This is a genomic window from Pantoea latae, assembly GCF_002077695.1.
Classification (GTDB): domain Bacteria; phylum Pseudomonadota; class Gammaproteobacteria; order Enterobacterales; family Enterobacteriaceae; genus Pantoea; species Pantoea latae.
On the sequence record NZ_MWUE01000037.1, the window covers coordinates 25,405 to 38,213 of the forward strand.

General features: G+C 53.8%; 13 protein-coding genes, 1 other RNA gene and 2 pseudogenes. 7 read left to right on the forward strand and 9 right to left on the reverse strand.

Going from position 1 to position 12,809, the window contains the following annotated elements; all coding sequences use genetic code 11:
• Nucleotides 1-20: 20 nt before the first annotated feature.
• Entirely contained in the window at nucleotides 21-1,349 is a 1,329-nt protein-coding gene (gene srmB, locus B2J69_RS21915; RefSeq protein ID WP_081142368.1) for an ATP-dependent RNA helicase SrmB, read from the forward strand.
• A gap of 217 nt (nucleotides 1,350-1,566) precedes the next feature.
• On the opposite strand, the gene grcA is transcribed toward srmB, so the two are convergent.
• The gene (gene grcA / locus B2J69_RS21920) at nucleotides 1,567-1,950 is read right to left on the reverse strand and encodes an autonomous glycyl radical cofactor GrcA (protein WP_081142369.1); all 384 of its coding nucleotides are present in this window, start codon (nucleotides 1,948-1,950) and stop codon (nucleotides 1,567-1,569) included.
• Nucleotides 1,951-2,209: 259 nt separating this feature from the next.
• On the opposite strand from grcA, the gene ung reads away from it, so the two are divergent.
• A complete protein-coding gene (gene ung, locus B2J69_RS21925) occupies nucleotides 2,210-2,893 on the forward strand; it encodes a uracil-DNA glycosylase (RefSeq protein WP_081142370.1) in 684 nt (227 codons plus the stop codon).
• 54 nt (nucleotides 2,894-2,947) lie between these two features.
• Here the strand turns inward: ung and grpE are convergent, their stop codons facing one another.
• Nucleotides 2,948-3,529, reverse strand: coding sequence for a nucleotide exchange factor GrpE (gene grpE / locus B2J69_RS21930; RefSeq protein ID WP_033754166.1), 582 nt, complete (start codon nucleotides 3,527-3,529; stop codon nucleotides 2,948-2,950).
• A 123-nt stretch (nucleotides 3,530-3,652) separates the two neighbouring features.
• Between grpE and nadK the strand changes: the two genes are divergently transcribed.
• The 3 genes from nadK to bamE all read left to right on the forward strand — a co-directional run bounded on the left by nadK (nucleotide 3,653) and on the right by bamE (nucleotide 6,819).
• On the forward strand, nucleotides 3,653-4,531 hold the full coding sequence (gene nadK, locus B2J69_RS21935) for an NAD(+) kinase (protein WP_081142372.1): 879 nt from the start codon (nucleotides 3,653-3,655) through the stop codon (nucleotides 4,529-4,531).
• 83 nt (nucleotides 4,532-4,614) lie between these two features.
• On the forward strand, nucleotides 4,615-6,276 hold the full coding sequence (gene recN, locus B2J69_RS21940; protein WP_081142374.1) for a DNA repair protein RecN: 1,662 nt from the start codon (nucleotides 4,615-4,617) through the stop codon (nucleotides 6,274-6,276).
• A 195-nt stretch (nucleotides 6,277-6,471) separates the two neighbouring features.
• Nucleotides 6,472-6,819, forward strand: coding sequence for an outer membrane protein assembly factor BamE (gene bamE / locus B2J69_RS21945; protein ID WP_081142376.1), 348 nt, complete (start codon nucleotides 6,472-6,474; stop codon nucleotides 6,817-6,819).
• A 58-nt stretch (nucleotides 6,820-6,877) separates the two neighbouring features.
• Here the strand turns inward: bamE and B2J69_RS21950 are convergent, their stop codons facing one another.
• Both B2J69_RS21950 and B2J69_RS21955 read right to left on the reverse strand, forming a co-directional pair.
• Nucleotides 6,878-7,171 carry an RnfH family protein gene (locus B2J69_RS21950; protein WP_081142378.1) on the reverse strand — a complete coding sequence of 98 codons (294 nt, stop codon included), beginning with the start codon at nucleotides 7,169-7,171 and terminating at the stop codon, nucleotides 6,878-6,880.
• Nucleotides 7,164-7,598, reverse strand: a complete 435-nt coding sequence (locus tag B2J69_RS21955; RefSeq protein ID WP_033754055.1) for a type II toxin-antitoxin system RatA family toxin — start codon at nucleotides 7,596-7,598, stop codon at nucleotides 7,164-7,166. The genes B2J69_RS21950 and B2J69_RS21955 overlap by 8 nt, the downstream gene beginning before the upstream one ends.
• A 159-nt stretch (nucleotides 7,599-7,757) precedes the next feature.
• Here B2J69_RS21955 and smpB point away from each other — a divergent pair, with 159 nt between their 5' ends.
• Both smpB and ssrA read left to right on the forward strand, forming a co-directional pair.
• Entirely contained in the window at nucleotides 7,758-8,240 is a 483-nt protein-coding gene (gene smpB, locus B2J69_RS21960) for an SsrA-binding protein SmpB (RefSeq protein ID WP_081142380.1), read from the forward strand.
• A gap of 44 nt (nucleotides 8,241-8,284) precedes the next feature.
• Nucleotides 8,285-8,648: a transfer-messenger RNA gene (gene ssrA / locus B2J69_RS21965) on the forward strand.
• Nucleotides 8,649-8,838: 190 nt separating this feature from the next.
• On the opposite strand, the gene B2J69_RS21970 is transcribed toward ssrA, so the two are convergent.
• The 5 genes and pseudogenes from B2J69_RS21970 to B2J69_RS24570 form a co-directional block, all read right to left on the reverse strand.
• Nucleotides 8,839-9,363, reverse strand: a complete 525-nt coding sequence (locus B2J69_RS21970) for a hypothetical protein (protein ID WP_081142382.1) — start codon at nucleotides 9,361-9,363, stop codon at nucleotides 8,839-8,841.
• Between the two features lie 146 nt (nucleotides 9,364-9,509).
• On the reverse strand, nucleotides 9,510-10,049 hold the full coding sequence (locus tag B2J69_RS21975) for a hypothetical protein (protein WP_081142384.1): 540 nt from the start codon (nucleotides 10,047-10,049) through the stop codon (nucleotides 9,510-9,512).
• Nucleotides 10,049-10,899, reverse strand: a pseudogene (locus B2J69_RS24565) (VENN motif pre-toxin domain-containing protein); the annotation flags it as partial. The pseudogene B2J69_RS24565 and the gene B2J69_RS21975, both read right to left, overlap by 1 nt.
• 4 nt (nucleotides 10,900-10,903) lie before the next feature.
• Nucleotides 10,904-11,458 (reverse strand): hypothetical protein, encoded by a 555-nt coding sequence (locus B2J69_RS23975; RefSeq protein ID WP_143806327.1) that lies wholly within the window; start codon nucleotides 11,456-11,458, stop codon nucleotides 10,904-10,906.
• Nucleotides 11,445-12,740: pseudogene (locus B2J69_RS24570) on the reverse strand (VENN motif pre-toxin domain-containing protein); the annotation flags it as partial. The gene B2J69_RS23975 and the pseudogene B2J69_RS24570, both read right to left, overlap by 14 nt.
• Nucleotides 12,741-12,809: the final 69 nt, after the last annotated feature.

The window sequence follows — 12,809 nt, forward strand, 5'->3', positions numbered from 1 at the left end:
GCCCCAAACTGAGGTAGACCATGACCGTAACCACATTTTCCGAACTCGAACTCGACGAAAGCCTGCTGGAAGCCCTGCAGGATAAAGGCTTCACGCGCCCGACCGCTATTCAGGCTGAGGCGATCCCGCCCGCGCTGGAGGGCCGCGACGTTCTGGGTTCGGCGCCTACCGGAACCGGGAAAACCGCCGCTTATCTGCTGCCGGTGCTGCAGCATCTGCTCGATTTCCCGCGTAAAAAATCGGGCCCGCCGCGCATCCTGATCCTGACGCCTACGCGTGAACTGGCGATGCAGGTCGCCGATCATGCGCGCGAGCTGGCGAAACATACCCATCTGGATATCGCCACTATCACCGGCGGCGTCGCCTACATGAACCATGCGGAAGTGTTCAGCGAGAATCAGGATGTGGTGGTAGCGACGACGGGGCGTCTGCTTCAGTACATTAAAGAAGAGAATTTCGACTGTCGCGCCGTTGAGACGCTGATCCTCGATGAAGCCGACCGCATGCTGGATCTGGGCTTCGCGCAGGATATCGAAACCATCGCGGGGGAAACCCGCTGGCGTAAGCAGACCATGCTCTTCTCCGCCACGCTGGAAGGCAACGCGATCAAAGATTTTGCCGAGCGTCTGCTTAACGATCCGGTGGAAGTTGAAGCCGATCCCAGCCGTCGCGAACGCAAAAAGATCCAGCAGTGGTACTACCGCGCCGACGATCTGGAGCACAAAACCAAGCTGCTGATCCACCTGCTGCAGCAGCCGGACGTTACACGCTCTATCGTCTTCGTGCGCAAGCGCGAACGTCTGCATGAGCTGGTGCAGTGGCTGCACGATGCGGGCATCCGCAGCTGCTATCTGGAAGGCGAAATGGTGCAGGCGAAACGCACCGAGGCGATCAAGCGCATCACCGACGGCCGCGTCAACGTGCTGGTGGCGACCGACGTCGCCGCGCGCGGCATCGATATCGAAGATGTCAGCCACGTCTTTAACTACGATATGCCGCGCACCGCCGATACCTATCTGCACCGTATCGGCCGTACCGCGCGTGCCGGCCGTAAAGGTACCGCGCTGTCGCTGGTAGAAGCGCACGATCATCTGCTGCTGGGTAAAATCAGCCGTTACCTGAACGAGCCGTTAAAGCCGCGCGTCGTCGACGAGCTGCGCCCGGTCACGCGTCCGCCGAGTGCTAAAACCACGGGCAAACCGTCGAAAAAAGCGCTCGCGAAGCGTAAAGAGAAAAAAGAGAGCGAAGCGGAAAAACCGCGCGTGAAGAAGCGCCATCGCGACAGTAAAAATATTGGCAAACGCCGCAAGCCAAGCGCGGGCGCACCAGCCAGCAACGATGCGGAATAATTCAGCGCTGTTATAAAAAAATCGCCTCATCTGAGGCGATTTTTTTTGTTTATCCGGGGAAAACAGCCTTTTTGCGTGTCGCTAACAGGCTAACGGTCAAAGGCGGCTTTCTCTGAAAAGCGCTTCACAGCAACAAAGTTAAATACTCATCTTAATCAGTAACATATATTTAACCGCCCGCTGGGCGCTTTTTCTGCATCCGGACAAACTTTCTTTCTTACAGGCTTTCGGTAAAGGTGCGCGTAATGACGTCGCGCTGCTGTTCCGGCGTCAGCGCGTTAAAGCGCACCGCATAGCCTGATACGCGGATAGTCAGCTGCGGATATTTCTCCGGATGCTTAACCGCATCTTCCAGCGTTTCGCGACGCAGCACGTTCACATTCAGATGCTGGCCGCCTTCAATACGCACCTGCGGTTTCATTTCCATCGGCACTTCGCGCCAGGCGAATTCGCCCAGCTCGCTGACTGGCACCACCTGATCCTGCTGGTAGCCCGCTTTGGCGCACAGGCAGCGCGCTTCCGCTTTTTCGTCATCGATCAGCCAAAAAGAGTTCATCAGCTCGGGATGGTTAGTTTGGGTAATTTTAATGCCAGTGATCATAATCAGTTCTCCAGAACGTGGCGCTATCCTGCTCAGCGCAGTGAGTACAGCAAGTTATCGCCTTGATATAACACTGGCCTCCTGCAATGGTTTTGACCTCTATCAATTTTCACGCCGCTGGTTTTCACTGCTAACTTCAATTTATTGATTAAGATAAACTTTTACTTAAAAAATATTTTGTAAATTTCAAATATTTTTTACCTTCAACCTGACGCGGTGAACCGTTAAGCTAGCGACACCGATTTTAAGGAGGCAAACCATGACGGATAAACTGACCTGGCACGACGTGCTGGCCGAAGAGAAAGAGAAGCCCTACTTTACTGAAACGCTGAAGCTGGTGGCGAACGAGCGGGCGACTGGCGTGACGGTTTATCCGCCGCAGAAGGACGTCTTCAATGCCTTTCGCCTGACAGAACTGGGCGACGTCAAGGTGGTGATTCTCGGTCAGGATCCCTATCACGGGCCGAATCAGGCGCACGGTCTGGCCTTCTCGGTATTGCCTGGCGTGCCGGTGCCGCCCTCGCTGCAGAATATGTATAAAGAGCTGGAGCAGGAGTATCCCGACTTCAAACGGCCGCAGCACGGCTTTCTGGAGAGCTGGGCGAAACAGGGCGTAATGCTGCTAAATACGGTGCTGACCGTGGAAGCGGGCAAGGCGCACTCTCACGCGCGCTTCGGCTGGGAGACCTTTACCGATAACGTTATCGCCGCCATCAATCAGCATCGCGAAGGGGTGGTGTTTTTACTCTGGGGCTCGCACGCGCAGAAGAAAGGCAGCATCATCGACCGGCAGCGCCACCATGTGCTGCAGGCGCCCCATCCGTCGCCGCTTTCCGCGCATCGCGGCTTCTTCGGCTGCGGTCATTTCGCTGAGGCAAACGCGCTGCTGACGCAGGCGGGCGAGCAGCCCATCGACTGGATGCCGCAGTTGCCCGCCAGCTAAGATGCCAAAAAAACGGCCGCATCTCTGGGCGGCCGTCTGAGTCTCGTTGACTGCTTAACTTTTCGCTTTCGCGACAGCAACCATCGCCGGACGCAGCAGGCGACCGTTCAGGGTATAGCCGCGCTGCATCACCATCATGACATGGTTAGGCGCCACGTCGTCTGACTCCATCATCGACATCGCCTGATGGATTTCCGGGTTGAACGGCACGTTGGTGTCGCCCACCACTTCCACGCCGAACTTCCGCACCGCGCCCAGCAGCGATTTCAGGGTCAGCTCGATCCCTTCAATCATCGAGGCCAGCTCAGGATTCTCTTTATCTGCCACTTCCAGCGCACGCTCAAGGCTGTCGATAACCGGCAGCAGCTCGTTGGCAAATTTTTCCAGCGCGAATTTGTGCGCTTTCTCAACGTCAATTTCGGTGCGACGACGGATGTTTTCCACTTCCGCCTGCGCGCGCAGCTGAGCGTCGCGTACGCCGGTCTGCAACTGCGCCAGTTCAGCTTCCAGCTGCGCAATACGCTCATCACGCGGATCCACCTCTACTGCCGTCTCCGCTTCCTGAGGTTGCTGCTGATCCTGTTGAATTTCGTCTGAGACTTGCTCGTTTGGGGTGTTCTGTTCTTTACTACTCATGAATTTCTCCGCGTTTTGCACATTCATCTCGCCAGTCCGCTTATTATGGGGATCGGTTTGACGGTTTCAAGGGAACCCATCACATTGCCTTGCCGTTTTGGCTTATGAGGAAAGACCCACCAAATGAACAAACACTTTAACTGCATTGGTATTGTAGGCCATCCGCGTCACCCGACCGCTCTCACCACGCATGAGATGCTGTGGCGCTGGCTGACGTCCAAAGGTTATCAAGTGATTATTGAAAAGCAGATCGCGCAGGAACTCAACCTACAGGATGCCCAGACCGGCACGCTGGCGGAGATAGGACAACAGGCTGACCTCGCCGTGGTGGTCGGCGGCGACGGTAATATGCTCGGCGCGGCGCGCGTGCTGGCGCGCTACGACATCAAAGTCATCGGCATTAACCGCGGCAACCTCGGCTTTCTCACCGACCTCGATCCCGACAACGCGCAGCAGCAGCTGGACGAGGTGCTGCAGGGCAACTATTTCGTCGAAAGCCGCTTCCTGCTTGAGGCGCGCGTCTGCAAAGATGAATGCTCGCCGCGTCTCGGCCTGGCGATTAACGAGGTGGTGCTGCATCCTGGCAAAGTGGCGCATATGATCGAGTTTGAGGTCTATATCGACGAGGTGTTCGCCTTCTCGCAGCGGTCCGACGGCCTGATCATCTCGACGCCGACCGGCTCGACCGCCTACTCGCTTTCGGCGGGCGGCCCGATCCTCACCCCCTCGCTCGACGCCATTGCGCTGGTGCCGATGTTCCCGCATACCCTGTCGGCGCGGCCGCTGGTGATCAACAGCAGCAGCACTATCCGGCTGCGCTTTTCCTCGCGCCGCAGCGATCTCGAGATCAGCTGCGACAGCCAGATCGCCCTGCCGATTCAGGAAGGGGAAAATGTGCTGATCCGCCGCAGTGAGAACCATCTGAACCTGATCCATCCTAAAAACTATAGCTATTTCAACACGCTGAGTTCAAAGCTAGGCTGGTCGAAAAAATTGTTTTAAATTCAGCGCGCCCTCTTTACTGGATAAAAAACCAGTTTATACTGTACGAAAAACCATATCTGTTTTTCTATACAGGTGATTCTATGCTGGCACAGCTGACCATCAGTAATTTCGCTATCGTTCGTGAGCTTGACATCGATTTTCAACGCGGTATGACGGCGATTACCGGTGAAACCGGCGCGGGTAAGTCTATTGCCATTGACGCGCTCGGTCTGTGCCTCGGCGGCCGCGCCGAAGCGGACATGGTGCGTCAGGGCGCCGCGCGCGCTGACCTCTGCGCCCGCTTCAATCTGAAGTCCTCTCCTTCCGCGCAGCGCTGGCTGGAGGAGAATCAGCTCGATGACGGCAACGAGTGTCTGCTGCGCCGCGTCATCAGCGCCGACGGCCGCTCACGCGGCTTTATCAACGGCACTGCGGTGCCGCTGTCGCAGCTGCGCGATCTGGGCCAGCTGCTGATTCAGATCCACGGCCAGCACGCTCATCAGCTGCTGCTGAAAGCCGACCATCAGAAACACCTGCTTGACGCCTACGCCGGTCATGACGATTTGCTGCTGCAGATGCGCCGCGACTATCACGCCTGGCACCAGAGTTGCCGCAATCTGGCGCAGCATCAGCAGCTGTCGCAGGAGCGCGAGGCGCGCCGCGAGCTGCTGCAGTACCAGCTGAAAGAACTCAACGATTTTGCGCCGCAGGCGAACGAATACGAACAGATTGACGAAGAGTACAAGAGGCTCGCCAACAGCGGACAGCTGCTCTCTACCAGCCAGCAGGCGCTGCAGCTACTGGCAGACGGCGACGACAGCAACCTCAACAGCCTGCTCTACAGCGCGCGTCAAATGGTGACCGAGGTGGTGACGCTGGACGACAAGCTGAGCGGCGTGCTGAATATGCTGGAAGAAGCGGCGATTCAGCTCAGCGAGGCGAGCGACGAGCTGCGCCACTATGTCGACCGACTCGATCTCGATCCCAACCGCCTCTACGAACTCGAGCAGCGCATCTCTCGCTATATCGCGCTGGCGCGCAAGCATCACGTCGCGCCGGAAGGCCTGGCGGAGCTGCACCAGCAGCTGCTGGCGGAAGCGGAGCTGCTTTCGCAGCAGGAGAGCGATCAGGAGAGCCTACAGGCGTTAGTAAGCGAACACTATCAGGCAGCGCTGCACAGCGCCGAGCGTTTGCACCAGCAGCGTCAGCAGTATGGCGCCGAACTGGAGCAGCTGATTACCCAGAGTATGCATCAGCTCTCTATGCCGCACGGCCGCTTCACTATCGCGCTGACGTTCAACGCCGATCATCTTACGGCAGACGGCGCGACGCGTATCGATTTCCAGGTCACCACCAACCCAGGCCAGCCCCTGCAGCCGCTGGGTAAAGTGGCCTCCGGCGGCGAGCTGTCACGTATTGCGCTGGCAATCCAGGTGATTACCGCGAAGAAGATGGAAACCCCGGCGATGATCTTCGACGAAGTGGACGTCGGCATCAGCGGCCCGACCGCCGCCGTGGTCGGCCGTTTGCTGCGTCAGCTGGGCGAATCGACGCAGGTGATGTGCGTGACCCACCTGCCGCAGGTGGCCGGCTGTGGTCATCAGCACTTCTTCGTCAGCAAAGAGACCGACGGCGCCATGACCGAAACCCATATGCAGGCGCTAGACAAGCGCGCGCGTCTGCAGGAGCTGGCGCGCCTGCTCGGCGGCAGCGAAGTGACGCGCAATACGCTGGCTAACGCCAAAGAACTTTTAGCGGCCTAACTACCGCACTTTCTTCCCGCTGCGTGGTCATATGCTTGCTCTGTCGATGTAGAGGTTTCCAATAGCGAAAAGGTTTATTATCATCGGCAACTTATGTCGCCTGAATAATAAAGCCTGCCGCAGGCAGAGTTCAGAATTTGATGGCAAAAAAACAGCCTGAGAAAAGGCGTTTGGCCCCAGAAAAGGAATGTAGAGATGCGCTGTAAAACGCTGACTGCCGCGGCAGTGGTAATGTTGATGATGACCGCCGGATGCTCCACCCTTGAGCGCGTGGTTTACCGCCCAGATATCAACCAGGGCAACTATCTGGTCGCCAACGATGTGGCGAAAATCCACAACGGCATGACGCAGCAGCAGGTCGCCTATACGCTGGGTACGCCGATGATGCGCGACCCGTTTGGCAGCAACGTCTGGTATTACGTGTTCCGTCAGGAGCCAGGCCATGAAGCTGTGAAACAGCAGACGCTGACCCTGACCTTCGACAGCAACGGCGTACTGACCAATATCGACAACAAACCGAATCTGACCACGTCGCGTGACTGATTGAACACGCAACAAAAAAGGCGCCGATGGCGCCTTTTGCTTTTCTGACAACCGCGATTTACTTCTTCACGCTGGCCGAGCGCTCCGCACGCTGACGACGCAGCTCTTTAGGATCGGCAATCAGCGGACGATAAATCTCTACCCGATCGCCTTCCTGTAGCATATCGCCCAGCTTCACCGGCCGGCTAAAAACACCCACCTTATTACGGCTGAGATCGATATCGCGACGCAGTTCAAGCAGGCCCGATGCGACGATCGCCTGCTCGACAGTGCTTCCCTCTTCCAGCGTGACCACGCGCTGATACTGCTTTTCTGGCAGCGCGTAAACCACCTCAACGGAGATCTCAGGCACTGTAGACCTCTTTGGCGCGCTGGGTAAAGGCCTGCACCATGCTGTTGGCCAGCTCTTTGAAGATGCGGCCGAACGCCATTTCTACCAGCATATTGGTGAACTCAAAGTCGAGGCTCAGTTCAACCTTGCAGGCGTCATCGCCCAGCGAGATAAACTGCCATCCGCCGGTGAGCTTGCGGAACGGGCCGTCGACCAGCTGCATATGGATGCGCTGATTGTCGGTAAGCGTGTTGCGCGTAGTGAAGGTTTTACTAATGCCCGCTTTTGAGACGTCTACCGAGGCCGTCATTTGATTTTCGGACGATTCCAGCACACGACTGCCGGTACAGCCCGGCAAAAACTGTGGATAGGCATCCACATCGTTGACCAGTTGGTACATTTGCTCAGCGCTGAAGGGCACCAGCGCTGAACGACTAATCTGAGCCATAATGGTTCCTGTTCATCACAAAACCGCTGAATTGTAGCATTTCCAGCGATCAAACAAAAATTCCTCGCATTGAGAGGTGTGCTAGAATATCCCGTTTCCCGGTGCCCCGCTGGACAAGGGGTGCGATGGCCGCCTAAGTGATGTAAAATACGCCGCACTATGACAAAGAAAAAAGTACATAAACCCGGTTCTGCCACTATTGCCCTTAACAAACGCGCCCGTCATGAATACTTCATTGAAGAAGAGTTCGAAGCGGGATTGTCGCTACAAGGATGGGAAGTCAAATCGCTCCGTGCAGGTAAAGCTAACATCAGCGACAGCTATATTCTGCTGCGCGATGGCGAAGCCTACCTGTTCGGCTCTACCTTCCAGCCGCTGGCGGTCGCCTCGACGCACGTGGTGTGCGATCCGACGCGCAGCCGTAAGCTGCTGCTCAACCAGCGCGAACTCGACTCGCTCTATGGCCGCGTTAACCGCGAAGGTTATACCGTGGTTGCGCTGTCGCTCTACTGGAAGAACGCCTGGTGCAAGCTGAAGATCGGCGTGGCGCGCGGTAAGAAAGAGCACGATAAGCGCGACGACATCAAAGAGCGCGAGTGGAAGCTCGATAAAGCGCGCATCATGAAAAATCGCAACCGCTAATCGCTGGATAGTTGTAAAGTTTTTTGCTAGAGTAGTTGGTTCCTGGGGCTGATTCTGGATTCGACGGGATTTGCGAAACCCAAGGTGCATGCCGAGGTGCGGTAGGCCTCGCTAAAAAACCGCAAAAAAATAGTCGCAAACGACGAAAACTACGCTTTAGCAGCTTAATAACCTGCTAAGAGCCCTCTCTCCCTAGCCTCCGCTCTTAGGACGGGGATCAAGAGAGGTCAAACCCAAAAGAGATCGCGTGGATGCCCTGCCTGGGGTTGAAGCGTTAAATCTAATCAGGCTAGTCTGTCAGTGGCGTGTCTGTCCGCAGCTGCCAGGCGAATGTAAAGACTGACTAAGCATGTAGTACTGAGGATGTAGGAATTTCGGACGCGGGTTCAACTCCCGCCAGCTCCACCAAAATTCTTCAAAGATGATTACCAGAGTCATCCGTAGAAGTCCTGAAAGCCCGCTCGGCGTAAGCCTGGCGGGCTTTTTTGTGTCGGCGAGAAATGAAAATTACAATAGCAGGGCAATATCCATTTTTAATTTTTACCATTTTGCCTTTGAAGTCGTTATGTCATAGCTGACTCATCATTGGTGCTACCTGCTAACTACTACAGCTGCCCAGCTTAATCGCCTGCTGAACTTTCCCGGCGGTGCCGAAACCGCTCTCCCTGAACGCCAGGCTATAGAAGGTCTGGTAAGCCTGCTCGCTGATGTCGCTGGTCGTCGGCTCTTTCCCCGGGTTCGCCTTCCCCCATTCCGCTTCCGCCGCCTTAAGCTGTCCCGGCGTGACCGCCTCCATCCGCTCATTCGCGACTTTCGTCGCCGCTATTTGCCCTTCCGTGCGCGCGATATCCGCCGCCTGGTTGCCAATCTCACCAATCAGCTGCGCCTCCTGCAGCCGGTTCTGCTCACGCTCTTTGTCAAATATCGGCGACAGCGTCTGGTTGGCGTGCTCCACGTCCCGGCTCAGCCCGCTCACGTCCTGCGTCTGGTTATCCCGGTCGCGGATAACTATCGCGCCCTCGCTTACCGCCCCGTCCAGTTGCTGTGCATCTTGTCGCGCGAGGCGTTGACGTTTGCAGAGCCAGTCATCAAGCTGGTGAGATGAGCCCTGTAATCCCAGCAATACTCCTAAAAGAAACTGCTGGCAAAAGGGATTTTGTGACAAATATGCCTGCGACTGACGCTATTGAGCACACGCAAAGAGTGATAAGGTTAGCGGCTGAAAGTAAACTATAAGCAAAACTTACTCAGTAAAGGCCACGACTGTTGCTAATTTGCAGCTTCAAAAAAACCATCAATTTCACTTTTTGTTAGTTTTCTTAGATATAAATTAACAATGTTATTTTCATCATCTACCCCTAGGTAAAAATTATCATCACACTTTATCCAACTAGTTGCTTCTGTATTTTCATCAATCTCCAATAACATAGAATTCAATGTTATTTTTACTTGAATGCTTACACTAAAATCATCGACAAAGCGCTGACTGAAATTATTGCTATTTAATTCATCCCATAGCCCTTTATTAATAACTGGAATCCCTTCTACACTTTCTGACACATTAACTGACAGGCAGTCAACTTTATGGATTGAGCCTGGCTCTATCATTACTAATGTTATAGCTGATAAAAACCCGCTTTCTGGTAATACAGCAAACTCAAGGAGACTTGCATTACCGTTTCCTGTTCGCCAATACAGGGGAGGTAACTTTAGAGCATCAAGTGTTTTTATATCAAGCGGAACGTAACCATCAATCGCAATGGCTACATTCCCAGTCTCATTAACCACGTCATCAACAGTTAATTTCATTATTTATACAACGCATTTTTCAATACTAGATAAGGGTCTGTAGGCCGCTGGCTAAATACCAGTCCCCAGCGCCCTACCTGCATTTTCTCGTTAAACTTAACCCCCTGCGAAGAAGCATTTTCAACAGCCCCCTTAAGGCTGGTTAACATAGCCTGACTTCCATCAGTTGTACTGTGAGACAAGCCATTTCGTGTTAAATACTCACCCATATGTTTAGTTGCATTTGCATTTACCCAAATGATTTGCCCATTAACATTTAACTCAAAAGATTTTGGAATAGATGTCCCCGGTATTGCAGGTTGAGTCGCTTTAATTGAATCAAAAACAGTTCCTGTTTTAACTACATCAGGGCCAACTTTAGTCGCTGCTGATTCAACCCTACCTCAACCTGAGCAACTACTTTCTCCGTCAGTAACGCACCACCTTTCACTACCCCGGCACCGCCAGCCAGCAATCCTACTATATCCGTAACCAGCTTGCCGCCTTCAACGCCCGCGTTAAACGAGCCGCTGGCCCCGGCTTTCTGGTACTCCACTTCCATCCGGTTAATACGGTCAATATAAGACTGCTTCACCGCATCCGAAACGTTACCCAACACATCGCCGCTGTTAAACAGCGTTTTCAGTGCTTCGTAAGTTTCAATCGGACTGCTGGCCGTTTTGACAATCCCGTCAACGGCATCATACAGCCCCGCCGGAACCCCAGCTATCATACCTGCTGCAAAGCCCCCGTCCTGCCCCGGGTCGATCGCTGTCCATTTGGCCTGTACACCGGCTCTACAGGCTATTGTCTGGCATTCAGCGATTTCTTTATTATTCTGAGCCTGTTGTTTTGTACTCAGATAGTTATCTCAACTACAAATCATCTTCAGACACAACATCAAAAGCTCCGCAGGCTTTAAACAATTTCTTTAAAGCTCCCGACATAAACGTTGAGTCCAAAGTAGTTACTTCAATTAAAAAATGGCTATTGTTTAACGGAACATCGAATAAAGTAGCATCCCACCAAAACCACTCTCGCTCCTCCGGTTCCAACCAAGATAACCATGATGATAAAGTCCACTGATCATCATGAGATGCTTCGGTAAGCTTTTCTTCATAAGTCAGAGCCTCCCAGTTTTGAAATTGCTTTTCCCTATCGGCTTCCGTTAACTCTGGTGAAAAACCTTTGACAAATTGAAATGGAAGCATATTTATCCACTTTTCAAGAGAAGGCCATTCTTGCGTTGAATAATTATTTACAATAATCATAACCTCTTTCGCCAGAGCCAAAACTAAAGATGCATCATTACATGATACTACGAACCTGGCGATTCCGATTCCCGATGCCTTAGCCATAGCCTGGGGAGATTTTTTTAACCTCTCCCTTTCCAAAAAAATTTTCCGTAATCTTTCATTATTTGCTTGCATCTTTTCCCGTCCCCATAATGATTTTATCTTGCAATTCTTTCAGCTTTTCAGGCCTTATTTCATACTGATCTTTAGCTCTCGTTGGGTCAGCAATAATAGGCTTTCCTTTGTTCTCAGGTAATCGAGCAACACTCTCTTTTACGGCAGTTTTTCTCAATTCATCCAAAACAGAGTTTGGCACTTCAAAAGTTTTGATCGTTGCATTATCTATATTCTGAATGCTGCGCTTTTCAAAAAACTCCAAAGCTCTGGCTTTATCACCAAAGTTTAAATACAGCGTAGTGTTGCCAGTGATAGTAACCTGTCCATTGTCACCAATTAAAAGGCGAGTGTTTGGTGCACCTTCCACACGATAAACCGTCACCGTACTCGGGCCTTTCATTCCATACACTGCACCACCAATTGCCGCAGCGGTATGTATTCCAGCCATTGTGTAGTAAAGAACTTTAGCCGCATCCGGGCTAATGTTATGCGTGGTCGCGAGCAGTTGTATATTGGCATTACGCTGCGCTATTGCATCCGACGTCGCGTACTTCCACATCAAATCGTCTACCTTGCTCGCCCCGTCCTTATACACGCTGCGCATTTTGCTAATATAATCACCGTCGAGCATCTCGTCATAGCTCTTCGCCATTCCTGCTAAATCCTGGCGCAACCCCCTACACTGCTCTGAAGACAAATTCTGACAGGCCGCATCTATTGCAATATCAAACGCCTTATCTTTAGCGTCAAGGTCATTAATGAGTTTCTCGGCCTGCTGTTTCTTTTCACCTTCCAGATACGGCAGTGACCATTTCGCATCCTGTCGCTTTTTCTCATCCGGAGCATTAAGTGCATTATTCTCAACCGCATTCCTCCCCGCCTGCGCCCCGGCCACCGCGCCCGCCGCACCGTCTCCGGCAACGCTGCCCGCCAGTCCCGCCGCCAGCGTGCCCAGCGCGCTTATCGTCTGGCGCTGCTCTTCCGTCAGGTCCTTACGGTCCACGCCCGGGTACATCTGCTGCGCGATATACTCGCCCATCGCCGCGCCCGAGGCGCCCGCCAGCGCGCTGTTGCCTGCCGCGTAAGCCGTTACCGCGCCTACCACCGCGTGCGCCATCAGGTTCGCCTGTACGTTGACGAACCATCCGGGTTCTGCGTCTGGTTATGAATAATTTCTGCCAGATACGGTGCAGACCCGCCGGTTATTGCCTGCGCCAGGTTGCAGCGCCAGCCCCTGCACCGCCGCCGTCGCCGCCTGAATGCCCTTCTGGATGACGCTGCCCGTTCCCCACTGCTGCTGCGCCGCCTTATAGCTGTCCGTCGCCGTCAGCATGGCGTTGCACTTATTCCAGACTTCCTTAGACACGCC

Bases quoted from the DNA above. Each gene is read 5' to 3' on its own strand.
- srmB (WP_081142368.1), top strand. From the start codon at position 21: ATGACCGTAACCACATTTTCCGAACTCGAACTCGACGAAAGCCTGCTG.
- grcA (WP_081142369.1), bottom strand. From the start codon at position 1,950: ATGATCACTGGCATTAAAATTACCCAAACTAACCATCCCGAGCTGATG.
- ung (WP_081142370.1), top strand. From the start codon at position 2,210: ATGACGGATAAACTGACCTGGCACGACGTGCTGGCCGAAGAGAAAGAG.
- grpE (WP_033754166.1), bottom strand. From the start codon at position 3,529: ATGAGTAGTAAAGAACAGAACACCCCAAACGAGCAAGTCTCAGACGAA.
- nadK (WP_081142372.1), top strand. From the start codon at position 3,653: ATGAACAAACACTTTAACTGCATTGGTATTGTAGGCCATCCGCGTCAC.
- recN (WP_081142374.1), top strand. From the start codon at position 4,615: ATGCTGGCACAGCTGACCATCAGTAATTTCGCTATCGTTCGTGAGCTT.
- bamE (WP_081142376.1), top strand. From the start codon at position 6,472: ATGCGCTGTAAAACGCTGACTGCCGCGGCAGTGGTAATGTTGATGATG.
- B2J69_RS21955 (WP_033754055.1), bottom strand. From the start codon at position 7,598: ATGGCTCAGATTAGTCGTTCAGCGCTGGTGCCCTTCAGCGCTGAGCAA.
- smpB (WP_081142380.1), top strand. From the start codon at position 7,758: ATGACAAAGAAAAAAGTACATAAACCCGGTTCTGCCACTATTGCCCTT.
- B2J69_RS21975 (WP_081142384.1), bottom strand. From the start codon at position 10,049: ATGAAATTAACTGTTGATGACGTGGTTAATGAGACTGGGAATGTAGCC.
- B2J69_RS23975 (WP_143806327.1), bottom strand. From the start codon at position 11,458: ATGCAAGCAAATAATGAAAGATTACGGAAAATTTTTTTGGAAAGGGAG.